Here is a 26,116-nt window from a genome sequence, read left to right on the forward strand (position 1 = left end):
CCTGAATTCATAAGCAATAGTGGTTGGCCTTTTCCTCTTGAGTCAAGGCCAACACATTCTCAATAAGCTCGTCAAAATAAGGATTGTAAGTTAACCGAGCGTATACACGGTTTTCGTCTGTATAGCCCCAAGGGCCATACCACACCTCTTTTCCTGCGATACACCTTTGTTCCTTTTCTGAAGATTGTCCATTGTCGCAAATACGAAAATCAGATGCTGTGCCATACAAAGGGTTACTCTCTGAGAAAAGTACGCTCATATGCGAGGCGGCGCTAATGCTTTTATCCGGCAGTTGCATCGCTTGTAATACTAGATTAGACGTTTCAACGGCGGCTTGACCCTCTAACATTGGCATTTGCTCGCCTTGCCATAACAAACACTTACGTGAAGAGGTAAACTTCGAATGAAATTGAGTAGCAACGGTATGTGTGTCCACCACACTGTCTTTTTCTGCCACTACCATTAACACGGGCACATCAAGCTGTTGTTCCTTAAACCTCGCCTGCAAAGCATTTACGCTCTCTTGATAGGCTGCAAATCCTGGCATGGCGGTAGAATTATATCGGCTTGGGTTGTCTTCCTTTTCTATGTTTGGCCATACAAACAGTGAATCCACATAAGGCGTCAATTTTGACACGAAAAAGCGCGCTTTATAGGCGGGTGAAAATAACAACAAACCTGCGATGGCATCATTATCAAATGCGTTAAGGGTGACCAGATTTGCTCCGGTGGAAAAGCCACCTGCATAGAGGGTATTCACCTCTTTCTCAAACGAAGCCAGCTGGAAGTCAGTTTCATCTTGCCATTGCTGGTAGGAAACACGCAACATATCTCCAGGCTTGGTGCCGTGCCCTGGCAGTAAAATGGTTCTCGCTCTCACGCCGTTTTTGCAAAGCGCATTAGCCACATCATGGAAAAAATAGGGAGAATCGCCTAAACCATGTACCAATAACACACCGGTGTCGGAATTGCTGATACCGCATTCATAAGGCATATTCATAGCAATTTCTTCAGCTGGATTTTCACCGACAAAATACCGTTCAGCTTCTATCCATTGTTTAACCTGTGCTTGGTATTCATCAAACGGGGCAACCCCAGTGGGGAAATTGTCGTGGGATGCAGAAAATTGGGGAGATTTGACCGATTGGCAACTTGCTAAGGCAAGTAACGATGCCCCAGCAATCAGGGTGATTACGGGGCGCTTACGAATAGTGAATAGCTTCATTGATGACGAATTGTATCTCCGTGATGATTATGGTCACCATTTTTACCCGATACTAACGCTTTTGCGAGAAGTTTATGGGTAAGGACAGATAAAAGCTCCGTTTCTTCTTCACTTCGCTCTCCATCCACCCCTGTTATCGCCATGGCGACTTCTAAGGTTTTCTCTGCGTCATAAAGAAGGTCGTCTTTTAAACTCCGCATGTATTGCAACGTATCACCCGTATCAATGGCGTTGCGTGTTTGATAGATGGTGTCAGTCAGAAACGCTTCAGGACATATTGGGCTTTGCCAGTCTAATTCTTCAACCACTGAATTTAGGTAATCTTGCTCTGATAGCGTTACCATACCGTCTACTTGATATAACAATACTGATAGTTTGATTAGCGCTTGATTAAAGCTTTGTTGCTGTGAAAGTTGCATATTTGTATCCCCTTCGTACCGTACGCACCGGTACCACTACATTGTCCGCATCCTGCGAGACACTTGTTTTACGCTGTGCCAACAAATTAGCTGAGCTCGTTGACAGCAGTATTACGTCATCATGAACAATTTAGTTCATCATGTTAAGTTTTTGTAAAAACGAGTGAATAGTATAGAAGATTTCATTGAAAAGCCAAGCAGAGAAACTCATCATTTTGGCTAGGGTTGTACAATGTTTCAGACTAATGGGTGGCGCGCTACCATTAGCGATTAACATGCAGCGCGCCTTGAATTTAACGGAGGCCCAGCGTTATATCATTGATGTAGAAGTTGCCCGTATAGGTTTTATCGTTTTCTCCATGAGGATCTAGCGCAAAAAATTGTTTTTCCTGATCGGCTAAGGCTTGATACCCCCCAATTACCTGATAAATCCATACCTCTTTATCGAAACTTAATGCTTTCTCTTGGTAATAGGTCAGCGCAGTTTTAGGCTGCCCTGAGTCAATAACATCACAGAAGTATTCCTCTACTGCCGCTTGCAGTGGATCCTTCTCAAGCGCCACTGTTGACTGCTCTGTTACGTCAATATCCTGTTGTTTATTCTCGGCCTCTTGCTGTCCTTGACGCTTGTGAATATGGGATAATGAAGCAACCATACTATGGTAATCTTCTTCATGCTCAACGCTATTCACGTCAACCGAAGCAGGCTTAATAATACTGGCGGTTTGATTAAACAATACAGGCACGTGGGTTAAATTCGCATAATTGCCTGGAACAAAATCCGGTTGCTGCTCCATATGCAACAAATACCCTTTGAGCAATCGAGTGCGCCCTCTAAACTCTCTAAAACGGCCCAGAAGGTCGAGCAACCTTGCTTGTACCACAGACAGTTCCTGTGCGGCCTTTGAAAACCGTTGCTGAAGAGAAACCACCAGCAAGTGTCGAAGCTCTCTATTTGAGCCTGCAATTTCACTCAATTCATCAAAACGGAAGCATTCTAATTGAGACAGTAAATCTGTGACCTGCCCTTGCGCTAACTCGTTTTCCCGTATTTTTGCATCAACCGATGACACGTAACCAAATTCATTGTTGATGCGGCTAAACATGACTCGAACACTGTTTGAAAGCGACTCTGATAGCTGATATACATGCTCAGTCAAATCGCTCATATAAGCAGCGGCTTCATTATATTTATTATAGTGAAGTGACTCTTTGTAATGTTCCGCTAAGGTTTTAAGGCTTGCCAGCGAGGCACCAATATTAGCATTGATGGTGCGATTCCGCTCATCTTGTAAACTGCCTTCTAGTAAGGTTCTTACCGCGCTTTTTAAGCGTAACTCACTTTGAGGGTCTGGCCGCCAAAGCACACCCAGTTGCACCAGTTGCTCAAGGATTTTTGGCGAGTAATCTTGCTCGTTAACAGTGCCGTTGATATAAGCCTGCATAATAAGCTCACTATGCCGCCCTAGGGCATTGAGTAGCTTTGTACCGGCTTGAATAAGAACTTGGCTCATAGCAAGCTTCCTTGCGAAATAGCCGCCTCCGCCTGTTCTGATAAACTCAGGGCTTCCGTCTCATCGATAAAACGAATCATCTCATAAAGATGTTCCACCTTACCTGTGGCTAAATAAATTTGCTTCTCCGAGTTAGGTTTCGACAAATAACCTAATTCTGTCAGCCGCTTAAAGACTTGTTTAAGCTGTCCGTCAAGATTGACACTGGTTGAACCAAACATGCGATAACGAGAAATTTTCTCTAACTGCTCTGCATACGCAGGCGTATCTTCGATGGTGGTTTGTAGCTCATTCAAACGAATAGCATTGCCCATAGTCACCGGCATATCTGACTCGCTGGCCTGTTGAACCAATAAAAGCCATTCAACCAAGGGGATCAAATTTGATGCAGTGTCCTGAAATTGCTGTGTCAAAACTTTCCGCTCTGGTTCCCCAATAGTGAGGTAACTGGCGAAGAAAACATCGCCGTCAGCGGTGGTTGATAACGTACGGTTCAACAAATTTAAATGAGGTTCAAGTTGTTGCGCATTGTCTCTGCTTTTCAAAAAGCGCCAGGCTTCTTCGTCTGTCACTTGGCAAATGAATGCACCTTGCAATAGTGCGCTCAATACATAACCTTGTTCTGTCATCATAATGACGCCTCCTGACCTTTCGACTCACCAACTTGCTTGGCTTTCAAACGCTCGGCAATGGCGCTTGTTTTTGGTTGAACCACTTGCAATTGTCGAGTGACTTTGTCGATGAGATAACGATTTCTAAACAGTGTAAGTACTTCTGATTCAGGGTTAGGAAACGCCCCCACCACACTGATATTATTGTTCTGACACGCATCAAATATCTTTTTCACGTTACTTTGGTGTAACGTGCCAAGTTCATCTATGGGCCAATGCACGGTAGCGTCCACATCTCCACGCAACAAACGGGTAAATGCGAGGAGAAACTTACACAGAATAAGGTAGGCCATACCATGACTGGAAGACTCATTTAATTGACGGTCGGTACGAATAATTAGGTCACTATTGCCTTCACGCAAATGTAACTCGATATCAAGCAACTTATTAATACCGCCTGTGAGTGCAGCGCGACCTAAAATATCTAATACCTTACGCATACTCATTCCGTACTCGTCATCCGGCAGGGTATTCGCACCAGCCTCCATCCAATCTTGATAAAGCTTGCGGAAGTATTCTAGTTCTGGCCAGAACTCTAGTTCACTTATTTTTGAACGAATTTTAACGGCTGAATCGGAAACGCCATCTAAGAAGAGTTCGCTATCAACTTCTTGGGTAATACGCTTGCTTTGCGTCACAATACGTTTATCGATGTCGGCCAAAACAAAATAGTATTGTGACAAATCTGCGCCAAAAATACGGCCTTGTTCGCGCAAGCCCTGGAGTTTTTGCGGCACAATGACATTTAACAGCTGCGATAAGTGCTTCACCATACGACGATGATCAAAGCTTTTAACGCCATGAGCATTAATGGTGGCGCATTCTTCCCTCGCCCGCTCCCATGTGTCAGACAAACCTGTCCCCGCTTGGGCGGCAATAAGTTGGTCAAAGCGTTCCACGTAGGCACGGATGTCACTGAGTAAGTTATCCCGTTCTTGTAATTGGCTTTGTACTTGTGAAATACGCTGGCCAATACTGATATCATCATGTTTGATATCGCTACTTTCTTCACCCGCTTGTAATGTAAGCTTCGCCAATGCCTTACTTAGTGTATTCACTTGCTCTAGGTATTCGCTGGCGGTTTTGAGTGTAGATTCTAGCTGCCCGTGGAGGTCTTGTAACTGCTCTCGCGTTGCTTTATAAGTACTTTGTTTTGCCGCTAAGTTACGTTCTGATTCGCCCAGTAATTTACGCGCTTTAGACAGTCCTTCTTGCCAAACCACCTTTTGCGTCGTAAACGTATTTTTATACCAGCGATCGTAATCAGCCACTTTGTGACGATGGGTTTCAGTGCGTGAAATATCATCTTTAAGTTTATTGATGTGTTTCTTCAGTTGGCCAATTTCATCCACATCGACACCGCGATGACTAAGCTCACTTTCCAGCCAGTCTTGCATATCTTTTTTATCTTGCGTGGCACTGTCTTTAGCTTTGCGCATATCGCTATCGAGTTGTGATAGGCGTGCTTCACTATCTGCTATTAATTGCTGCCAATGAAACTTATGTTCTGTTTCAGCTTCTCGTTGCTGATCTTTAATTTCGTCGCGGCTAAGATCAAATTGTGCTTTGGCTTGTTTTTGCTGTTGTTGATTCGCTTCAAGTTTAGCTTTTGCTTTCTTCTTACGGGCAGTTAGTGCCTGTTGGTATTCACTTAAAACGCTGTCTCTGTCTTGTTGCGCTCGTTTTCGTGTGGCTTCTGCACTTTTCACGCCGTTATCTTTTTGCGTCACCACAAGCTCAGCATTTCGAACGTCTTCATTTGCTTTTGCCAGTCGCTGCTCACATTCATTCTGCGCCGCCAATGCCGCAGCTTGACGAACTTCGGCTTCTTGTAACTGTTGCTTCAGCGCTTGCTCGGTTAATGCGTAATCGGGGGTCTCCAGCGCCGATAGCGCTAATTCAACGCCCATAAAACTGCTGGCTTCTTCCGCCGTTTGGCTACGCATTGTGGGGGTAAGATCGGTGCGCTCTAAAAGTTCGGGGCGAATGACTTTACCTAATGAAACTTCCCAATCATCAACGTTGGCGCGTAGGAACTCTAATAACGACCCTTCGCCTGGGTAAAGTAAGCCATTTATCTTATTTACCGCTTTTTCTTCCTGCTGGAAAGCGTGGCGCGCTTTGTCTAGCGCGTGTGAACACTCTTTGCGAAATTCAATGGCTTTGTTATGGGCTTGTTGGGCAAGTCTCAATTCCGCTCTTGCTGAATCTTCATTAATCGAAGCTTCTTTGATGGCAGCATCAAGCAAGTCTAATTGCGACTGTTCAAATTCATTGTATCCGGCATTGGTTAATGACGCTTTTAGTTCGGCCTCGGTCACTTTTAGTGCATTTTCCGTGGCTGAATAGTCGCTTTGCAATGTTGCTAGTTGCCCCGAGTAATCATCTCTAATTTTACTTAAGGCTTCTCTTTCACTTTGCTGCTGCTGTGCTTTGTTTTCTGCCGCCTCTTGCCGTGCCGCCGACATTTCTTCTAACCGAATAGACAGCTTTTCACCTAACTCCGCGATGCGCTTGTTGTATGCCGATTCGATATCTTGATGTTTCTCGGTTAATAATTGATAACGCCCCTCAGCTAACTCTCGGGCGCTGTACCATTGAGATAAATTAGCAACATCATCTTTAAGCTGCTCTATGTTCTCATCTTGCCACTTATCGAATTCACGTTCGACGGTATCAAGTTCACTGGTAAATTTTTCTACATCGGCTCGCGCAGATGAAATGACTTGGTTTAAATGATCTCGTGTGTCACTCCACTCGCTATCCGTTTGTTTACGCTGAAAACTGTTGTCATCTAGGGCACTTTTCGTGCTTTCCACCCGCGCGGCAAGAAAGGTTTTATCAAGCTCAAAGCTGTGCTTTAAATTTGCGAGAACTTGCTCAGTGCTCGTTAGCGCCATTTCGGCTTGTTCAAGCTTGCTAAATTCCGGGCGAATATGATCAAACTGCTTGATTAACTGGCACTCTTTAATCCAGTCGTCAACTCTGTGGCGACTTAAACCCGAGGTAGGCGGCGTGACTCCATCTTCTTCCAAAATAGCCGCGATCATCGCTTTGATGGTTTCCATCTTCCCTTCTTTGGAATGCACAGCTTTCGCCAACTTTTCTATGTGACGCATGTGTTTCGACGGGGCACAGAGGCTGAATATTTTAGCGTAGCCAAGTAATTCTCGTGCATTGCTACTTTGATTTAGCGCCCCTTGGTCATTTTGAATAACCGCTCTAAAATCTTTTGTGGTGAGTAAACTGGTCACCATCGTATTGTTGCGCTTCATTGCGCGGGCTAATTCAGCACTACTGACACTGGCATGCTTGCCATTTTTCTGGGCAATTAAATAGTCTTCAATAGCAAAGGGCTTCCCAATTAAGCGGTAATTAACCCCTGTACCATTAGAACTTAATACCGCTTGACATAAATCGCCCTCAGCGCGGGTATATTCATAGATAATAAAACTAGAAAGCCGAGGCAAGTACCAACGTTCAAAGCTATCTCGGGTGGCCGGAACCACACGACTTGGATACTCGCCATAAAAAACAGGGATTAAACGTTGTAGTGTCGTTTTTCCCGAAGCGTTGGTTCCGCAGATGTTTGTGTGACCATCAAGCTTTAATTCAACCACACCGGGAAGGTGGGTGTCGATAAGAATAATACGATTTAAGCCTGCCATATACTTCCTATAAATAAATTCACTGTGCACACGGTTTACTGTTGGGCATGGTGTGCAAAGTGTGCCTTAACGTCGGTATGCAAATGCTAACCACAAGGCGAATAAAACGTTTAGCTAACCGTGGAGTGTATTACGAATTCGGGTGTTTTCACAGATGGTTTATTGCAGAGAAGAGATTCACAGTATTAAGCGATCACTTTTTAGCCTGCATTCCCCTTTTTCAATGCTTGTTGCGGACTTTTACTCAACCTGCTGAGGCATTCATTCAGGCCATACGAAACACAAGCATGCCCTGCTTATCACTAACAAACCTAACCAATAAAATGCTTGATCTATTACCAATTAAATAACATTATTATACCAATTAAAAACATTTGACTAACAAAAATGAAAAAACCTGCCCGAAAAAACGCCTTTGATAACGAATATAAAGTGGTTATTTATTTTATCGCAGTGGCATTACTCATGCTTTGTATAAAGGGATGTGGTGGCGGAGGGTCAACTAGCACGGCCAATACAAGCCCAGTTTCAGATGACAGTACCTCCGAAGAGACCACGCCACCGCCTACAGACAATAGTGCAGAAACCGGCTTTACCAGCTTAAGTGAAGTTACACTGAGTGCCGATGGCCCCGGTACGCCAGACAATACTTATGAACGCATAGAAGCCGTCTTCGCAGAGGGTAGTATTGAGGCCCCAGATCTCTTTGAGGGAGATCACACAGACACACCGCATATTGTAGAAGATACCGACGATATAGTAGGTGATCATTTTGTGTTTCTAGCCCATCGAGACTTAGATTTTAACAAGGGCGTTCAATCGGACCGTCAACGAAATGAAATTAAAAGTTATGACAAAAGCGACAATAAGGTATTGGGATTTAAAGATGAAACCATGCAATTCGAATGGTATTTTCATGTTTCCAGTGAAATGTCGCTCACCAGCAAGTTTAGTCACTTTTTTCAATTAAAAGCCCGTAACGATAGCGAAGATGACAGCAATGGCAATGACGACCAACCCGTCATCACATTATCAGCAGTAGAAAAAGACAGTTCAGGCAAAGAACTACAAGTGCGGCACAGTACGGGCAACAACCCAGACGGCACCCGTACTGATGATGTTTATTTGGTAAAAACCAATTGGAGCGATATTGCTGATGAGTGGGTACATGTCTTTGTGCAATCCACGTTCAGTGAAGAAGGTACTTTTAAAATGGTGCTTACACGATTGCGTGATGACGCTGTTATTATTGATGTAGATGAATCGAATATCGACATGTGGCGAGGCGTGTCAGAGGAAGACTTTATTCGCCCTAAATGGGGTATTTATCGCTCCACCGCTGAAATAGAAAAACTCAGAGCGGACGAAGAGCAAGTTCGCTTTGCGGATTTTGTCGTACGTAAGGGCACCCCAGATTAAAAAACCTCAATGCCTTTTCGGCATTGAGGTTTTGTCTGCTTCTTACTATGTTCTAACGCGGAGGGAAACCGCCTCCTCCGCCAAAACCGCCTGGACCGCCGCCGAATCCACCTGGACCGCCTGGACCTCCAAATCCGCCACCACCTGGAGGCATCATACCTTTCATTTGGCGCATCATTTTCTTCATTCCGCCACCAGACATTTTCTTCATCATTTTTTGCATTTGCGTAAACTGCTTCAAAAGACGATTAACATCTTGAATTTGGGTACCAGATCCAGCCGCTATACGGCGTTTACGTGAACCTTTGATAATTTCAGGTCGTGCGCGTTCTGCCGGCGTCATCGAGTTAATGATGGCTTCCATCTGATTAAACTGCTTGTCATTCGCTTGATCTTTGATTTTGTCCGTCATGGCCCCCATACCAGGAAGCTTATCAAGCATTCCCATCATGCCGCCCATGTTTTTCATTTGCTCAAGCTGATCTTTAAAGTCCTGCAAGTCAAAGCCTTTGCCTTTTTGGACTTTCTTCGCCAACTTCTCAGCTTTAGATTTATCAACTTTGCGCTCAACTTCTTCAATGAGGCTAAGCACATCGCCCATGCCTAAAATTCGTGACGCGATACGCTCAGGGTGGAAAGGCTCAAGAGCATCCACCTTTTCGCCCATACCGATAAATTTAATAGGTTTACCGGTAATGTGGCGAACAGACAGCGCCGCACCACCTCGGGCATCACCGTCTGCTTTGGTAAGGATAACCCCAGTGAGAGGAAGTGCATCATTAAACGCCTTCGCTGTATTCGCCGCGTCTTGCCCCGTCATAGCATCAACCACGAACAAGGTTTCTACCGGTTTAACCGCACCATGTAATTCTTGAATTTCATTCATCATGTCACTGTCGACATGCAAACGACCCGCCGTATCTACGAGCAGTACATCGAAGAAATTTTTCTTTGCTTCATCGATGGCACTTTCAACAATGTCGATAGGCTTTTGAAGAATGGTTGAAGGATGAAAAGCAACATTCACTTCGTTAGCAAGGGTTTCTAACTGCTTAATTGCTGCCGGACGATAAACGTCGGCACTCACCACCATAACCTTTTTCTTTTCGCGCTCGGTCAAGTATTTGGCGAGTTTTCCCACCGAGGTGGTTTTACCTGCCCCTTGAAGACCGGCCATTAAGATAACAGCAGGAGGTTGCGTGGCGAGATTGAGCTTTTCGTTAGCCTCCCCCATGACTGATTCAAGTTCAGATTGAACAATCTTTATAAAAACTTGACCAGGCTTAAGGCTTTTGGTGACTTCGGTACCTACAGCGCGTTCTTTAACTTGTGCAACAAATGACTTAACCACTGGCAAAGCGACATCGGCTTCCAGTAATGCCATACGCACTTCGCGTAAGGTTTCTTTAATATTTTCTTCAGTCAATCGCCCTTTGCCGCTCACATTACGAAGCGTTTGACCAAGGCGTTCAGATAAATTTTCAAACATAGTATGAAACTTCTACTTATTTCAGACGTAATGACGCCATTGTAACGCAAAAGACATGGTTAACGTACCGTCAAATGACACAAATTCTGTGATTCTAATTTGTACGGCCAATTGAAAGGCAGTGAGAGGAAAAATCTCATTGGTACGCACGCTCAACCTTGCGCTTTTACAAAGATCTAATGAATTTTTTAGGTGGGATCGATTTATAGAAAAACAAGGAGATGGTTGAATTTCCCTGTCTTTTCCAGTATCAATAGCGGCATATTGGTGTAAGCCACCATTTTTTTGCAGGAACAATCATGATCACTGTTATCGCACTTGCAGCCGCCTTGCTTTATGCGCTGTCTGCATTCGTGCTGCTAGGTAAATTTGTACATCAAGAAGGCCCCAATAAAACCGCGGGATTGACGATTGCCGGTATTGGGGTGATCGCACACATGGTATTTTTACTAGAAGCCATCATGGGCGCCACTGGGCAAAACATGAGTATTACCAATGTACTTTCGTTGGTATCGTGGATTATCACGGTGTCGATGTTAGTCTTCGCCCGTACCATTCCAAATTTAATTTTATTACCCGTTGTATTCGGGTTTGCTAGCTTGAGTGTACTTGCCTCTTTACTGATACCCGTGTCGTATATCATGCATATTGAACTACAGCCGGGCTTAGTTATTCATATCAGCTTGTCTTTGTTTGCCTATTGCACATTGGTGATTGCTTTTCTTTATGCGTTGCAGATGTCTTACATCACTTACCGATTAAAACAAAAGGGGGCGGCACTGCTTCATTCATCATTGCCCCCGTTAATGTTGGTAGAAGGTATTCTGTTTAAACTTATTTTGGCTGGAACCTGTCTACTTTCTGTGTCGCTATTAAGTGGCTTTATCTTCCTAGAGGATATGTTTAACAAAACGTATGCACACAAAACCGTGCTCTCCATCTCCGCTTTAGTGGTATACCTCATTTTGCTTGTTGGCCAAAAATTGCGAGGTTGGCGAGGAAGGCAGGTTATTATTTTAACCGTGTTAGGTGTCCTGCTGCTTTCTTTAGCCTATTTTGGCAGCAAGTTAGTCAAAGAAATATTGCTTTAGCGGCAAGTGGGCTGTGCTAACCTGATTGTTGTAAATAACACAGAGTGACTCACGGGGGGTATTTTTTACTTGAAACCCCCACCTCAAATTACTACATTTGAATACCATTACCTGATAGGAAACCAATAGTTGGACGACATATCTACGAGTACGCTGTTTATCGCGCTCGGCGTACTCATTTTACTTTCTGCGTATTTTTCTAGTTCTGAAACCGGCATGATGTCGATAAACCGCTATCGACTCAAGCATTTACAAAATGAAGGTAACAGTGCCGCTAAACGTGTGCAAAAGTTGCTCGATCGCCCAGACAGGCTCATTGGCTTAATTCTTATTGGCAATAACTTGGTCAACATTGCGGCATCATCATTGGCCACAATTATCTGTATTCGGTTATTCGGCGACTATTGGGGTATATTTGCAGCAACTTTTGGGCTAACCCTTATATTATTAATTTTCGCGGAAGTGACGCCAAAAACATTGGCGGCGTTGTACCCAGAAAAGATTGCCTTTCCGAGCTCGGTGATATTGTTGCCGCTACTGACCGTCCTCTATCCATTTGTTGCCTTTATCAACGGCATTACTAATGGCATTCTCGCGCTGTTAAAAATAAATCCAGTGAATGGCAGTGATGACTCACTTAGCCGAGAAGAATTGCGTACTGTGGTTTATGAAGCAGGCAGTTTAATTCCGAAAAAACACCAAGATATGCTGGTCAGCATTTTAGATTTAGAAAACGTCACCGCCGAAGATATTATGGTTCCACGCGCGGAAATTGTGGCCATCGATATCAATGATGATTGGCGTAAAATTCAAAAACAATTGACCCATGCGCAACATACGCGAGTTTTGCTTTATCGCGATAGCATTGACGACTCTGTCGGTTTTGTCCATGCGCGGGATGCACTTAGATTGCTGTCTAAAGACCAATTCACCAAGTCGAGCTTGCTGCGTGCAGTTAGAGAAATCTACTTTACTCCTGAGTCTACCCCACTGCATACGCTGATGTATAAGTTTCAAGCAGAAAAAGAACGTATTGCGTTAGTGGTGGATGAATATGGCGATATCATGGGGCTTGTGACGCTTGAGGATATTCTCGAAGAAATCATCGGTGACTTTACAACAAGCATGGTGCCTGATCACAGTAAAGAAGCACATTTACAACAGGATGGCTCGGTACTGGTAGACGGAAGTGCCAACATTCGTGATTTGAATAAAGAAATGGATTGGAATCTACCAATAGAAGGGCCTAAAACATTGAACGGCCTACTATTGGAATATCTAGAGGAAATTCCAGAAAACAAAGTGAGCGTTAGGTTAGCCGGTTATCCCCTAGAAATTGTAGATATATCAGAAAACATGATTAAAACCGTCCGGGTAATGCCTGAACGTTATATTGCACCTCAATCTCAGTCCTCAGATTAAGCTTCATCCACTGCTTTTCTCGCACGTCTGGCAAGTGCTTGCGCTTTTGCGGCGGCCACCTTGTCAGATAGCGAAGAAAGTTTCTCCATGATGTCCTGTAACTCCTCATCCTCACGAAGGTCAGCCTCAGCCATATGGGACTGAAGTGATCGTTTGAGAAGTTCAGGAATAGATTTGGTAGTCATTTCCTGCCCTATAATAGAATAAACCTTGACGCTCTCAATAGGGTTATCGGTCGCATTCCCAACTTCTAGAGGATTAATTCCATTAAATGTGCTTAAAAATGTGCGGCGTTGAATAGCCAAATATCACTGACCATGGCAAAGCGAGTTAAACACCTGCGACGAGTTAGATGCCTTGGTAGTGCGTGACCAATTCGCCCCGTTGCGTTTGCAAAGAATATTTTATAACGGCCACCGACGCTGTGGCAAAAAGGCTAGTGGTGTAAGACTCGCAGAGCTCGTCCACTAAGTAACTGACTAACGGCATATGGCTTACCACCAAAATGCGTTTAAGGGGGGATGTACTGTTGGCCGCGCTATGTAATCGCGCTGAGAGATAATCTGCGACAAGCTCTGCTGAACCGTCAGGCACAATATCCTCACTTATTTCAACCTTGTCGGCAACGATGTCTAACGACACCGTATCCAAGGTTTGACGAGTTCGACGGTAAGGGCTAACCAACGCAAGCCCCACCTTTTTATCCTGACAATAGTGGGAAGCTAGCCACTGACTCGCTACTGCTGACTGATGCCTTCCTAGCGATGTTAGTTGTCTACTTTTATCATCATGGCGGGGCATTTCAGCTTCGCCGTGACGCATGATAAAGAGATAAATGTCGTCGTTGCTACTTTGACCTGACATAACATTACGCATACTATTAATTATATGCGCTAACGATAGCAGAGAGACTAAGTTACGCCTAGCATAATTAGCCCTATATTGGGGATAAAATTGCGTTATTACATGTCAGGGAGAAAAGAAGTTCGCGGTTTCCTGAATTTATTGACCCGAATATTTGTATCGAGATCATGTGAACAACCTTATAGATTTTGAAAGCGCACATCACTTCACCTTGAAAAATGGACTGCGCGTGATGCTTTGTCATCAGCCTAAAAGCGATACGTCTTATGTATCTTTATCAGTGAGAGCGGGACACTTTTACGACCCTGAAGATTGCCAAGGTTTGGCGCATTTGCTTGAACATATGCTGTTTATGGGGAGTCGTCACTTCCCCAAGCCCAACGCTATAAACAGCTATATTGAGCAACATGGTGGGAGTATTAATGCATGGACTGGCACCGAATACGCCAATTACCACTATCACTGTGATGGCAATAAAATTATTCAAACATTGCCAGCGTTTGCCAATATGATACGCCAACCCATCTTGGATGAAACGGCCTTGGTCAATGAAATTAATGCCATTGACGCCGAATTTCATTTTAAGAAAAAAGACGACTTACGCCGCCTTTATCAAATTCATAAGGAAACGTGTAACCCACACCATCCTTTTACGAAGTTCTCAGTTGGTAACACCAATATATTTTCAGCATTCAGTGTGGCGGAACTGCGCACGGCACTGAAAACGCTGCATAAAAACTATTACTGTGCGTCAAATATGTGTTTGTGCGTAGCCAGCCCAGTACCTGAAGCGCAACTAGAAGCGTTAATTACCCAAGCGTTTGCTGGCTTAGAGCGGGGCCAATTAGCCAATGACAACTGGCCTGACTTGTATACAAAGCAGCAACTCGGCATTCAAATAAATATAAAGCCGCTGCAAAAAGCGAGACGAATGATTGTAACCTTCGCGCTGCCAGGCATTCATAACGACGTTGAAACCAAGCCGCTCAATTACGTGAGTCATTTACTTGGCGATGAAGGTGAAGGTAGTTTACTGGCCTTTCTAAAGCAGCGAAACTGGGCCGTTAATCTCATCGCTGGTTCAGGCATTGAGGGCGATAAGTTTAAAGACTTCAACATAAGCTTTCAGCTAACACAAGAAGGTCTCGCGGCGAAAGAGGACATTCTTACAGCCCTATTCAGCTACCTTCAGCTGATCAAGTCTTCCATCGATGAACCCTGGCGGTATGAAGAAAAAGCGCAACTTACTGCTTTGGCGCTCGATTACGAAGAAAATGTGAAACCACTAAATTTGGTGAGTGAATACGCGCAACACCGGTTTATATTTTCACCTAAAGAAATTAATAGTTTACGTTCTACCATTGGTAGCTTTAACGCAGAAAAGCTTAATGAAGCACTGTCATTTTTTGCGCCTCAAAACCTACGTTTAAAAATTATATCACCCGACGTTTTCACAGATAAAAGCTGCGCATTTTACGACGCTCAGTACAGTGTAAAGCCGCTTTCTCCCTCACTGCTGTATTCGTTGAATCATCCTCCTCTCATGGAATCGCTTCGTTTACCACCACCTAACCCCTATTTGAGCAACGCGTATCATTTGGTGCTGCCCGAAACGGGTTATGGTACCCCCAATAAATTAATCGATAAGGAAGGGCTACGGTTTTGGTTTGCACAAGACCAACAGTTTTTTAGCCCTAAAGGCGATATTTATATCTCATTTGATATGGCGGCATTTTCCAGTTCGCTGGCGGCGGTTGCTGCTAAACGCATTTGGTTGAGCGCACTTAACGATTATCTACAAGCAAAATACTATCGCGCTGAAATTGCGGGTTTGCATTACCGTATTTATGGTCACCAAGCTGGCTTTACTATTCATACTCGGGGCTTTACCGAGCAGCAAACCTTATTAGTGAATCAGTTACTCGACGCGGTAACGGCTTTTTCCCCTACGCAAAAAAGCTTTGAGCACTACAAAGAATTACAATTACAGAGTTTGCAAAATTCGCTATTGAATAAACCCACCAACCGCTTATTCTCTCGCCTTAGCGTGCTGATACAACGAAACACACAAGCCCCCATTGAGTTATTGGACGCCGTCACTGACTCTACCTACGAGGCAATGCTGGCAACATGCAAAGAAGCATTTAGTCATTATTACGTAGATAGTTTTATGCACGGAAACTGGAGCCTCAAGCACGCTAACACCTTTGCCGACGCCCTAGTGACGCAATGCACAAACGCAAATGGAAAACCGCTATCCCGCGCAGTGTCTAAATTATCTGCTGGCGAAGCCCTATATCATCATGTGCCTTGCGAGCACGACGACGCCGCTGTGGTGCTTTATCTTCAAGCCCCTTCGCCAAGCTTAACTGACACCGCATTATGCATGGTCTTAGAGCAAATGCTTGCGGCGCCTTTTTTCAATGCGCTTCGCACCGAACAGCAATTAGGTTATATCGTTGGCACCGGCTATGTTCCTCACAATCAGCATCCGGGTATGGCATTCTACGTGCAAAGCCCAAGTACCTCGCCCAAGAAGTTACTGGATGCCATGACCAGTTTTCTATTTCAACAATTAGACGAGATAGAGTTTTACCGTTTTTATTGGCCCACCATTAAACAAAATATGTTGAAACAATTGGAAGAAAGAGATTTAACCTTATCGATGAAATCTCAGCGTCTTTGGGTGGCACTGGGCACCCACGACCTCGCCTTTAATAGAAACAGCCAATTAGCGGCCTGTATTGACGCGTTAACCTTTGAAGAGATTCAGCTTTACGCGCACAAACTAGCCAGGCGTGAGCACTGCGGTGAACTAATTTTATATGCCAGTGGCAAATTTGAAGACTTAGAGACACCGGATGAAAGAACGGTGAGAAGTATCTCTGAGTTTAAGGCGCAAGTACCTTATTACTAAGATTCACTATTTTAAAGGTAAGTGGGGAAGAATAATCGGTATTTGGTCAACAATTGAACCATCATTTCCATATAAATAAAAAGTCCTTGTAGCTAGCACCTTAATTGGGCATATTTGTTATCCTGGTTGTTAGGGATTCGGCCAGTCCTAATAGAAATTATAATGATAAGGTGTAATGCCAAAGGTGTGTAGGTGCGCTCAACCCTAGCTTGCTCAGTATTGATATTGTGGCTGCAAATCATCGGAACTTTTTTCTCCGATGCGACAGCTATAGAGGTCGCTGACCTTCAATTTACTGAATTAAATAGCCGTAGTGGCTTGTCAAATACAAACGTCCTCGACATTGTCGAGGATGATAAAGGCTATATATGGCTCGCCACCATGAATGGCTTAAACCGTTATTCAGGCTACGATATCCAACAATATCATCCGTCAGATATTGACCCCAATGCGCTGCCTAGTGGTTTGATTCACAAATTACTGGTAGACGACAACGGTGACCTTTGGGTAGGCACGCATTCAGGACTAGCAAAATACCGTCCGTTAACCGACGATTTTGAACGTTTCACCAAAGACAACACTGTAATGAAGTACGACTCGGTGATGGCCATAGCGCAAGGCGAGTCTGGCGAGATTTTATTTACAGATCCCAAGTACCTGTATTCTCTTGACCCCAAAACGGGTGTCGTAAAAATAGTGACCCAACTTTATTCCACGCCAGTGGGAACGCGCGTAATTTTTGACGAACCAAACAGAACCTGGGTGGGTTCTAATCAAAATTTTGCACTCATATACGATAAGTCGTCTGGAACTCTCTATCAAAGTGACCAAATCAATCCTTGGGGTATTTTCTTAACAGATACAACAGTCAATGATATTAAGATACTGGATAACCACTACTGGCTAGCTACCGATAATGGTGTCATCGTACTCGCTGCCAATGGCAATGTGGTTAATCATATTAAATTCTCAGAATTTGGCTCAGACAGTCATGTTCTTATTACTACCATTCTTAATGTTGGAAATAGGCTATGGCTAAGCTCAAAAAATGATGGCGTTTTAATAGCCGACTTTATTGACAACTCCTCCACGCAACTTGATGGCAGTTCCTTTACACGAATCAATGCGGACAACGGTCAACTAACAGGCTTAACAGAAAACTTTATTTTTTCTTTACACGAAGATAGGTCGGGTAGCGTTTGGTTAGCCACCTCTCAAGGGGCCTTTAAGTACAATAAAACCTATTCACAAGTTAAGTTCTTCCCGAGCACCAGCACCCAACAAAGCTCTGCGGAAAGCGCTATCATCTGGGGCCTTGCTGAATCCAGTGATAACAGCGTTTTCTTTGCGTCACAGCAAAATGGTATTGGTAAATTAGAAAAGGTCAGTGGTAATATTAGCTACCTCCCTTCTCGCCCAGAAAAAGCAGAAAATGTTACCTATTGGGACCTTGTGATCGACAAAAACGATGGCTTTTGGGCAGCCGCCTCTAACGGCCTTAGAAAGTATCAATACACGCAAAACACCTTGGTCTTAGAAGACACCTTTTTTGAAAGTCACTTTGTCGACTATATCCATTACGATGGTCAGTCGTTATGGGTTTGGTTAGTAAATAAAGGCCTGCATTCTGTGGATACGACAGCAACTGCCAGCGACACTGGCAGACATGCAATAACGGCGTATGATATTGGTATTGAAGATACGTTCCATCTTCCTATTTACACTGACAGTGCTGGCAATATATGGTTGCGCCACGAAGAAGGGTTAGTTTTGTTTAACCCCAAATCCGGCAACATTTTACGTCGCCTCGATTCTACCAATGGGTTAAATTCACTGGTATATAGCGTGTATGAAACAGCAGAATCCTTCTGGTTAACCACCCGTTCTGACGGGGTGGTCGAACTAGATAAAACAACCTACAACGTGGTGCGAAAACAAGCCCGGGACGATAAAGATGGCTATATTTTCTCTTCCATTGGCATAAACAATGCTATTTGGTACGCAGACAGCGCTGGCGTACACCAAGTTGAATTACCATCTTTACGTGAAATAACAACGGTGTCGAATATTCAGTTAGAGTTTAACTCTTTAGGTGAAAGTGCGGTGTTAGCCACTGACATGGGAGACATTTATTTTGGTGGAAATAAAGGGTTTAACAAAGTAAGAGCAAGAACCCAAAGAAATACCAAAGCCATGCCCCCTACCCGCTTACCTGAACTTTTTGAGTTTAGTGTATTCGGGCACTCCTCTTCTCCCTTTGAACTTGGCACAAACCAAACAAAAGAGAAAGGATTATCTCGTCGACAGAATATAACCTATACGTCCAGCACCCTGCTAGAGCACCATGAATCTCGCTTTAGTATTTCATTTGGTTTACTGAACCCTTTGTACCCAGAAGAAGTGCAATACAGGTACAAACTGGCGGGCTATGACAAACTGTGGACAAATATTGGGGGGCAGCGCACTGCCCAATTTAATAATGTGTCTTTTGGTAATTACACCTTTGAAGTACAAGCAAAAGAGCCAGGTAAAAACTGGTCGCCTAGCCGTAAACTAACCATTCAAATTGCGCGCCCCCCCTGGTTACACACTGTTGCATTAGTATTTTATGCGCTGCTTCTTACCGTAGTACTTGCCTTTGTTATTCGCCAGTATCAACTGAGAAAGTCCAATCAATTGGCCATCAAAGAGTCTGAAGAGCGGTTGAAGCTAACCCTGTGGAGCTCTGGCGATGAGCTGTGGGATTGGGACGTTTATCGCGGCCAAGTTTATCGGGCTAATACCTGGGGTACACTGGACTTTCCTCAGGATGACATTAGAACCACAGGCGCCTTTGACGCCAATATACACCCTAATGACATTCAGCGAGTCAAAGATGCGTTAAGAGCGCACTTAGAAGGAAAAAGTGACTTTTACGAGTTAGCTTACCGAGCAAAAACTTTCAAAAATCAGTGGGTTTGGATATTAGATAGAGGGAAAGTGGTTGAGAGAGACCACAACCAGCAACCCGTAAGGATGACAGGGACGCTAAAGAATATTAACCACCTGAAAGAGGCCGAAGAACAACTTAATTTGTTTAAGCGCTCTATTGAAAACATTTCAGAAGGCGTATTTATTACCAATACGCAATTTAAGTTTATTTCAGTGAACAACGCCTATTGCCAATACACGGGAGAAACCCGTGAGCAGGCCTTAGCCAGCTACATGAACTTCCTCCTTTACCCAGATGCGTTCACAGAAGAAATTAAAAAAACATTAAGGACTAAAAGCAATTGGTCTGGCGAGGTAGAATCTGTACGCATGAATGGCGAACGCTTTGAAATGGAGCTAAATATTGATGCCGTGCACGACGAAGACGGGCGCATCAGTCATTTTGTAGGTGTATTTAGCGACATTACCTCTCGTAAAAGTACCGAAAAAGAGCTATTAAAGTTAGCTAACACAGACCCGCTTACTGAACTGCCCAATCGGTCTTTCTATCAGGCAAGCCACCAAAACTTAGTCAGGAAGGCCGCACCACACACCTTGCTATGCTTAGACATGGATAACTTTAAAAAGATTAACGATTCATTGGGGCATCAAACCGGTGATATTTTAATTAAGCAAATTGCGAAACGTCTTCAGCGTATTACTGGTAAAAATGCAACCTGTTACCGCCTAGGGGGAGATGAGTTCAGTGTATTAATGGAAGACAGTGCCGATATACACACCGTTACCCACTACGCCCAAAATTTACTCGATACTTTGTCTCGCCCGTTTATTATAAATAAACAAGAATTTGTATTAGGTGCGAGTATTGGCATTGCATTTTTCCCCAACGACGGCACTACACCACAAGAAATGCTGAAAAATGCCGATACGGCCATGTATTTTGCTAAGAACAATGGCGGCAATAGCTATCAGTTCTTCAGTGGCGAGATGAACCAAAACGCGGTCCGACAGTTACAAATTGAAAACTTGATCCGCCAAGGTATAAAGGATGACTTATTTACAGTTTATTACCAACCCAAGGTAGATATTGCGTCTGGGAAGTTGGTAAGCATGGAAGCGCTAGTGCGCTTTGAACACCCAGAAAAAGGCATAGTAAGCCCTGGGCAATTCATTCCATTGGCCGAGCAGACCGGCCAAATTATCGAAATTGGTGAACAAGTCTTACGAAAAGCGTGTGCAGATACGAAGCGCTGGGTTAACCAAGGTATATTCACCGGCAGAGTGGCCGTGAATATCTCCGCCAAGCAATTCGAACTGCCCGACCTAGATGATAGAATCAACAAAGTGTTGAATGAAGTAGGCCTGTCGCCTTTACATCTAGAGTGTGAAATTACTGAAGGCACTCTGATGGAAAACCCAGAGAACGGGCTAAGAATGATGCGCCGGCTTCGTGAAAAGGGGATTCATTTAGCGTTAGACGACTTTGGTACAGGCTATTCGTCCCTCGCCTACCTAAAACGCTTCCCGCTAAACACACTAAAAATAGATAAAGCGTTTATCGACGATATTGCCAAAAGTAGCGTAGACCGGCATATGGCTGCCGCCATTATCAGCATTGCCCATAACCTCGGTCTAAAAGTAGTAGCTGAGGGTGTGGAAGACGAGCAGCAGCTCAGTATCTTACGCCGCTATGACTGTGAAATGCTGCAAGGTTTCTTGTATAGCCGCCCCATTAATGCCGATCGCTTCGAAAAACTGCTGTCGGAAAACCAACAGTTACACAACCTGCTAGGGCATTCAAATATTTGACCCTCTCCTTTAGTCTATTAGACAAAAGCGGCAAAAAAACGTCAATAAAATAGCCTCACCTTCCAAAAATAAACTTAAGCCATTGTATTTAAAGAAAAATAAAAAGTGGCACAAGTTTGGCTTATACCTCTGTACCGATGAAAACCTTTTCCGTCGGCTTTGTTTGTTCAAAAATAAAAATCAGAGGAAAATGAGAATGTTAAAAGAATATGCTGTTGCACTAGTATTATCTACCGCTGCCCCTGTTGCTGCTGATAAACAAGAAGGTGCTGATAAAGCCCCTGAGCAGAAAAAAGAAACAGTGTCTCAACCACAGCAATATCGTCCAAAATCAGGTAATGGTGTAGGCTGGCCTTACGCTATCTAAGACTGAAAAATATTCATAAAAGAGAGAGCATAGACTCTCTTTTTTTATGCTTACTATGTAGGAAGGAGATTTACACACGCAGACACGCTGTACGGCTAAATGTGGATAGTCAGGCATACGCGCTTAGTAAGATTACCTTTACCCCTAGAGACGTGTTACGCAGCCATATACAGGTTATTGAAACCTACGGCACGGCGCCAATGAATATGTTTAGCAATGCTGTACATGGGCAAAGATGCTACGCCAAAAACCATCCCTGCACACCACCACCGCTTAGCCGGCATTCCCCACTTTAACGCCTCAATATACAGTAAACCGCTGATCACTAAATTAATCATTAATATTGTCCACATTATTCAGTAATCACTCTCTATCTATAAAAACGCAGTTAACTTCTTATTTGAACGCCAAAAATTTGACACTTTATATTAATTATGGTGCGGAATTTACCGCAAAATTGATGAATAAACCATCACTTTTGGCGCATACGCACAAAAAAGCCGGGCCAAGCCCGGCTTTTAACATTTTAATTACAAGTTAATAAAATGTTTCGCCACCCTCGGCCATTTTAACCAGTACGTCCGCAGGAGAAAATTTGTCACCTACGGTGCTCGCATAGTGATTTAATCGAGCGACAACATCTGATAGACCAAGGGTATCCATATAACGGAAAGGTCCGCCTAAGAACGGCGGGAATCCAATACCGAAAATAGCGCCGATATCTCCGTCTCTGGCATTTCTTATGACGCCTTCATCAAGACAACGGGCCGCTTCGTTTAGCATCATTAACACACAACGTTCAGCCACTTCTTTTTCACTCAGTTTTGAGGATGGGGATAAACCAAGCAATGAGTAGATGCTTTCATCCACTTCTTTCCCCGGCTTTTTGCCTTCGTATGAGTAAAAACCTTTTTTATTCTTCTTCCCTTTGCGGCCATCAGCAAGGACTTTGTCAAAAGCAGATGGCGCTGTAAAGCGATCGCCAAAGGCTTCAACTAAGAATGGGATAATTTTCGTTCCCACGTCAATGCCCACTTCATCAAGTAATTTAACAGGCCCTACTGGGAACCCAAACTTAACCAGTGATTTATCGATATGCTCAATAGGCTCTCCCGCTAGAATGAGGCTCGCAGCTTCATTCATATAGGGGGCAAGAATACGGTTAACATAAAAACCTGCGCCGTCTTTAACTACAACCGGTGTTTTGCCCTGTTTCTTTGCGAACTCAACGGTAGAAGAAATCACTTGGTCAGAGGTTTTTTCATGTGCAATAACTTCGGCTAACGGCATTTTGTCTACTGGAGAAAAGTAGTGTAAACCTATCACGTTTTCTGGGCGCGCCGCTTTCGCAGCAATTTGCGTAATAGGAATAGATGACGTATTGGACGCAAAGATCGTACTTTCTTGACAATGAGCTTCAATATCCGCCACCATCTTTTGCTTCAAATCTAAATCTTCAAATACCGCTTCCACGACAATATCGGCATACTGATACCCACTGTAATCCAAGGTGCCCGTGAGTAACGCCATTTGTTTTTGCATTTCACTATTGCGAATAAAGCGTTTTTTGACTTTTTTATTTAAAATGTCGTAGCTGTACTTCATTGCATTAGCAATCCCCTCAGCACGCACATCTTTAATACGTACAGGGACACCGGCTTTTGTTGACGTAACGTAAGCGATTCCGCCTCCCATTAAACCGCCACCCAGCACGCCTACTTTATTCATTTTTTCAGGCTTAACACCCTCAACACCATTTTCTTTCTTCATCTCTGTAGTAGCGAAGAATATTTGACGAAGTTGGAAAGATTCTGGCGTCATGACCAGCTTACCAAAGGCTTCTGCTTCAGCTTTTAGGCCTGCTTGAATACCATCATTAACGCCGGTTTCAATCACATCGATAATGTATCCAGGCGCGGGATAATTACCCTTTGTTTTCGCAAAGGTAGCTTCTCTCGCCTTTTTAAACATCATGCTTTTACCTGGCCCGGTATTTTCTAGCATTTTGTTCATCAGACCTTTTTGTGGCGCTTCACGCTCAGGCTTGCGTTTTAACGCAAACTGTTCAGCAACCTCAAGCAACACGCTATAGGGAACAACATCGTCAACAATGCCGTATTTTTTAGCTTGCTTCGCCCTAACAGAAGACCCTGTTAGCATCATTTTCATGGCTTGTTGAATACCAATAAGGCGAGGTAGACGTTGTGTTCCTCCACTTCCCGGTAACAAACCCAGTTGCACTTCAGGCAAACCAACTTGTGTGCTCGCTGCATCGGTACAAATTCGGTAATGGCAAGCAAGGGCAAGTTCTAGCCCGCCACCTAACGCCGGACCATGAATAGCAGCAACAAACGTGGCTTTCATGTTTTCGATACGGTCAAATATGGCCTGACCACCGGCGGCAATTGCGGTTGCATCTTCAGCGCTCTCGCACGCTGCCAGCATTGAGATGTCTGCACCAGCAACAAATGAGTTAGATTTTCCGCTGGTTAACACCACCCCTTTAATACTGCTGTCGCCATCAATATCATCAAGCATCGATGAAATTTCATCACCAAATTCGGCTTTAAGCGTGTTCATAGACTCGCCAGGCACATCCATTGTCAAGATGGCTACGCCGTTGTCTTGCTTGGTTAGCGTAAATGCACCAGAAGCTGGTTGAACGTCATTTGTCATGTCTATTTCCTGACTCATCTTATTCTGTCTCCACAATCATGGCTGCACCTAAACCACCTGCAGCACACGCAGTAACAAGGCCCGTTCCGCCGCCTCTACGATTCAGTTCATTGAGCATCTGCGTAATCATACGCGTACCTGTTGCCGCAAATGGGTGACCATAGGCGATAGAACTACCCATTACGTTAAACTTGTCCATATCGATTTCGCCAGTGGCTTTAGTACGTCCTAGCTTCTCTTGTGCAAATTTGTCGCTAGCAAACATCTTAACATTGGCAAGGGTCTGCGCAGCAAACGCTTCGTGCATTTCTATCAACGTTAAATCGTTTAATGTCATTCCTGCGCGATCAAGGGCAATTGGCGTTGCGTAGGAGGGTCCCATCAGCATATCTTCCCATACATCAATAGCAGAAAATGCATAGCTTTTAATGTAGCCTAATGGTGTGTAACCAAGCGCTTTTGCGCGACTCTCTGTCATCATTACAACTGCAGAGGCCCCATCGGTTAAAGGTGTAGCATTAGCCGCTGTAACCGAGCCATACTTTTTATCAAACACTGGACGCAGTTTTGCGTAGCCTTCTAACTTAGAGTCAAAGCGTACGTTATTGTCACGCTCTAGTGCGCCTTTATAAGGTTCAGCGTAAGCTGTCATGACTTCACCTGACAGTTTTCCCGCCTCCCAACTCTCTGCCGCTAAGCTATGAGAACGGTGAGCCAATTTGTCTTGATCTTGGCGAGAGATTTGATGGCTTTTAGCCATTTGCTCTGCCGTTTGCCCCATAGATAAGCCGGTTGAGTATTCCGCTACCGCAGGAGGCACAGGGGCCAGGTCTTTTAAGCCTAAGCGCTTAAAGATATTCAGTTTTTGACCCAGTGTTTTTGTCTTTTGCAAATCGACCAAAGCGCGGGCAAGGTTTTTTGATACACCGATAGGTGAGACAGATGTGGAGTCGGCTCCACCGGCTATACCTACCTGGACAGTGCCTGCCATCATACTTTCAGCGATGTTTACAGTGGATTGAAAACTCGTCGCACACGCTCGTGAAACACTATAAGCATCGGTATGAACGTTCATGCCGGTGCCCAAAACAATTTCACGAGCAATGTTGGGGGCCTCTGGCATTTGCACGACTTGGCCGTATACCACTTGGTCAACCCACTCTTTTTTAATGCCATGACGCACGAGAAGCTCGTTAACGACCATTTTACCTAAATCGACTGCTGGGACACCGTGGAAGTATGTTGCCATTTTCGCAAACGGAGTACGAAGCCCCGCGACAATGGCGATGCGATCACCCTCTCGGGTAGTAACTGATTGTTTTGTAGCCATATTGCACCTAAGTTAATGACCGAGACTTACGCAATTGCAAGTGGTCTGACCTGTAATGAACCTAATTTTTACAAACAATGAACAAAATAGCAAATTATCCACCCCTTCATCATAGTTTCAGCTGAAATCTTTACCGTCTTATAGCAGAATTTCATGAGAATCGATTTATGGCCTTGAGATTGGGTAAAATGAACCATATATGAAAACCATAGTCTGTTTTGTATAAATCTTCATGAATGCCTAAGTTCCCCTTAGGTTTAACGACTAAATTTTTCCTATAACTAGAATTTTAACGGAACGTTTG

At 44.1% G+C, this 26,116-nt stretch carries 17 protein-coding genes; 6 read left to right on the top strand and 11 right to left on the bottom strand.

Going from position 1 to position 26,116, the window contains the following annotated elements; genetic code table 11:
- Positions 1–7: 7 nt before the first annotated feature.
- The 5 genes from IUA53_RS12915 to IUA53_RS12935 all read right to left on the bottom strand — a co-directional run bounded on the left by IUA53_RS12915 (position 8) and on the right by IUA53_RS12935 (position 7,497).
- A complete protein-coding gene (locus tag IUA53_RS12915; RefSeq protein WP_196897225.1) occupies positions 8–1,225 on the bottom strand; it encodes an alpha/beta hydrolase in 1,218 nt (405 codons plus the stop codon).
- The gene (locus IUA53_RS12920; protein ID WP_044446678.1) at positions 1,222–1,644 is read right to left on the bottom strand and encodes a tellurite resistance TerB family protein; all 423 of its coding nucleotides are present in this window, start codon (positions 1,642–1,644) and stop codon (positions 1,222–1,224) included. Before IUA53_RS12920 ends, IUA53_RS12915 begins: the two co-directional genes overlap by 4 nt.
- Before the next feature lie 293 nt (positions 1,645–1,937).
- Complete coding sequence (locus IUA53_RS12925) at positions 1,938–3,158, bottom strand: hypothetical protein (RefSeq protein ID WP_044056565.1); 1,221 nt, start codon at positions 3,156–3,158, stop codon at positions 1,938–1,940.
- The gene (locus IUA53_RS12930; RefSeq protein ID WP_044056564.1) at positions 3,155–3,790 is read right to left on the bottom strand and encodes a condensin complex protein MksE; all 636 of its coding nucleotides are present in this window, start codon (positions 3,788–3,790) and stop codon (positions 3,155–3,157) included. The genes IUA53_RS12925 and IUA53_RS12930 overlap by 4 nt, the downstream gene beginning before the upstream one ends.
- Positions 3,787–7,497, bottom strand: a complete 3,711-nt coding sequence (locus tag IUA53_RS12935) for an ATP-binding protein (protein WP_196897226.1) — start codon at positions 7,495–7,497, stop codon at positions 3,787–3,789. The genes IUA53_RS12930 and IUA53_RS12935 overlap by 4 nt, the downstream gene beginning before the upstream one ends.
- Before the next feature lie 387 nt (positions 7,498–7,884).
- On the opposite strand from IUA53_RS12935, the gene IUA53_RS12940 reads away from it, so the two are divergent.
- A complete protein-coding gene (locus tag IUA53_RS12940) occupies positions 7,885–8,916 on the top strand; it encodes a hypothetical protein (RefSeq protein WP_044446674.1) in 1,032 nt (343 codons plus the stop codon).
- A gap of 52 nt (positions 8,917–8,968) precedes the next feature.
- Here the strand turns inward: IUA53_RS12940 and ffh are convergent, their stop codons facing one another.
- Positions 8,969–10,405, bottom strand: a complete 1,437-nt coding sequence (gene ffh / locus IUA53_RS12945; protein ID WP_044056561.1) for a signal recognition particle protein — start codon at positions 10,403–10,405, stop codon at positions 8,969–8,971.
- 299 nt (positions 10,406–10,704) lie between these two features.
- Between ffh and IUA53_RS12950 the strand changes: the two genes are divergently transcribed.
- Complete coding sequence (locus IUA53_RS12950; protein WP_044056559.1) at positions 10,705–11,496, top strand: cytochrome C assembly family protein; 792 nt, start codon at positions 10,705–10,707, stop codon at positions 11,494–11,496.
- A 129-nt stretch (positions 11,497–11,625) separates the two neighbouring features.
- Complete coding sequence (locus IUA53_RS12955; protein ID WP_044056558.1) at positions 11,626–12,918, top strand: HlyC/CorC family transporter; 1,293 nt, start codon at positions 11,626–11,628, stop codon at positions 12,916–12,918.
- On the opposite strand, the gene IUA53_RS12960 is transcribed toward IUA53_RS12955, so the two are convergent.
- Complete coding sequence (locus IUA53_RS12960; protein ID WP_044058795.1) at positions 12,915–13,103, bottom strand: hypothetical protein; 189 nt, start codon at positions 13,101–13,103, stop codon at positions 12,915–12,917. The genes IUA53_RS12955 and IUA53_RS12960 overlap by 4 nt on opposite strands.
- A 163-nt stretch (positions 13,104–13,266) precedes the next feature.
- Positions 13,267–13,782 carry a phosphohistidine phosphatase SixA gene (gene sixA, locus IUA53_RS12965; protein ID WP_231401150.1) on the bottom strand — a complete coding sequence of 172 codons (516 nt, stop codon included), beginning with the start codon at positions 13,780–13,782 and terminating at the stop codon, positions 13,267–13,269.
- Positions 13,783–13,951: 169 nt separating this feature from the next.
- Here sixA and IUA53_RS12970 point away from each other — a divergent pair, with 169 nt between their 5' ends.
- From IUA53_RS12970 to IUA53_RS12980, 3 genes are all read left to right on the top strand, one after another.
- Complete coding sequence (locus IUA53_RS12970; RefSeq protein WP_196897227.1) at positions 13,952–16,699, top strand: insulinase family protein; 2,748 nt, start codon at positions 13,952–13,954, stop codon at positions 16,697–16,699.
- A gap of 192 nt (positions 16,700–16,891) precedes the next feature.
- Positions 16,892–21,439, top strand: coding sequence for an EAL domain-containing protein (locus IUA53_RS12975; protein ID WP_196897228.1), 4,548 nt, complete (start codon positions 16,892–16,894; stop codon positions 21,437–21,439).
- 196 nt (positions 21,440–21,635) lie between these two features.
- Positions 21,636–21,806 (top strand): hypothetical protein, encoded by a 171-nt coding sequence (locus IUA53_RS12980; RefSeq protein WP_196897229.1) that lies wholly within the window; start codon positions 21,636–21,638, stop codon positions 21,804–21,806.
- Positions 21,807–21,961: 155 nt separating this feature from the next.
- Here IUA53_RS12980 and IUA53_RS12985 read toward each other — a convergent pair whose 3' ends face one another.
- The 3 genes from IUA53_RS12985 to fadI all read right to left on the bottom strand — a co-directional run bounded on the left by IUA53_RS12985 (position 21,962) and on the right by fadI (position 25,812).
- Positions 21,962–22,144: a hypothetical protein gene (locus IUA53_RS12985; RefSeq protein ID WP_231401151.1), complete on the bottom strand. Its 183-nt coding sequence runs from the start codon at positions 22,142–22,144 to the stop codon at positions 21,962–21,964.
- 199 nt (positions 22,145–22,343) lie between these two features.
- The gene (fadJ, locus tag IUA53_RS12990) at positions 22,344–24,482 is read right to left on the bottom strand and encodes a fatty acid oxidation complex subunit alpha FadJ (protein ID WP_196897230.1); all 2,139 of its coding nucleotides are present in this window, start codon (positions 24,480–24,482) and stop codon (positions 22,344–22,346) included.
- A gap of 19 nt (positions 24,483–24,501) precedes the next feature.
- Positions 24,502–25,812, bottom strand: coding sequence for an acetyl-CoA C-acyltransferase FadI (fadI, locus tag IUA53_RS12995; protein ID WP_044056553.1), 1,311 nt, complete (start codon positions 25,810–25,812; stop codon positions 24,502–24,504).
- Positions 25,813–26,116 lie beyond the last annotated feature (304 nt).

The organism is Alteromonas sp. B31-7 (assembly GCF_015767655.1).
GTDB lineage: Bacteria > Pseudomonadota > Gammaproteobacteria > Enterobacterales > Alteromonadaceae > Alteromonas > Alteromonas australica.

What these genes read in the sequence shown, in the direction of transcription:
- fadI (WP_044056553.1), bottom strand. Translation starts at nt 25,812, where the DNA reads ATGGCTACAAAACAATCAGTTACTACCCGAGAGGGTGATCGCATCGCC.
- IUA53_RS12980 (WP_196897229.1), top strand. Translation starts at nt 21,636, where the DNA reads ATGTTAAAAGAATATGCTGTTGCACTAGTATTATCTACCGCTGCCCCT.
- IUA53_RS12940 (WP_044446674.1), top strand. Translation starts at nt 7,885, where the DNA reads ATGAAAAAACCTGCCCGAAAAAACGCCTTTGATAACGAATATAAAGTG.
- IUA53_RS12985 (WP_231401151.1), bottom strand. Translation starts at nt 22,144, where the DNA reads ATGATTAATTTAGTGATCAGCGGTTTACTGTATATTGAGGCGTTAAAG.
- IUA53_RS12935 (WP_196897226.1), bottom strand. Translation starts at nt 7,497, where the DNA reads ATGGCAGGCTTAAATCGTATTATTCTTATCGACACCCACCTTCCCGGT.
- IUA53_RS12950 (WP_044056559.1), top strand. Translation starts at nt 10,705, where the DNA reads ATGATCACTGTTATCGCACTTGCAGCCGCCTTGCTTTATGCGCTGTCT.
- IUA53_RS12960 (WP_044058795.1), bottom strand. Translation starts at nt 13,103, where the DNA reads ATGACTACCAAATCTATTCCTGAACTTCTCAAACGATCACTTCAGTCC.
- IUA53_RS12915 (WP_196897225.1), bottom strand. Translation starts at nt 1,225, where the DNA reads ATGAAGCTATTCACTATTCGTAAGCGCCCCGTAATCACCCTGATTGCT.
- IUA53_RS12925 (WP_044056565.1), bottom strand. Translation starts at nt 3,158, where the DNA reads ATGAGCCAAGTTCTTATTCAAGCCGGTACAAAGCTACTCAATGCCCTA.
- sixA (WP_231401150.1), bottom strand. Translation starts at nt 13,782, where the DNA reads ATGTCAGGTCAAAGTAGCAACGACGACATTTATCTCTTTATCATGCGT.
- fadJ (WP_196897230.1), bottom strand. Translation starts at nt 24,482, where the DNA reads ATGACAAATGACGTTCAACCAGCTTCTGGTGCATTTACGCTAACCAAG.
- IUA53_RS12920 (WP_044446678.1), bottom strand. Translation starts at nt 1,644, where the DNA reads ATGCAACTTTCACAGCAACAAAGCTTTAATCAAGCGCTAATCAAACTA.
- IUA53_RS12930 (WP_044056564.1), bottom strand. Translation starts at nt 3,790, where the DNA reads ATGATGACAGAACAAGGTTATGTATTGAGCGCACTATTGCAAGGTGCA.
- ffh (WP_044056561.1), bottom strand. Translation starts at nt 10,405, where the DNA reads ATGTTTGAAAATTTATCTGAACGCCTTGGTCAAACGCTTCGTAATGTG.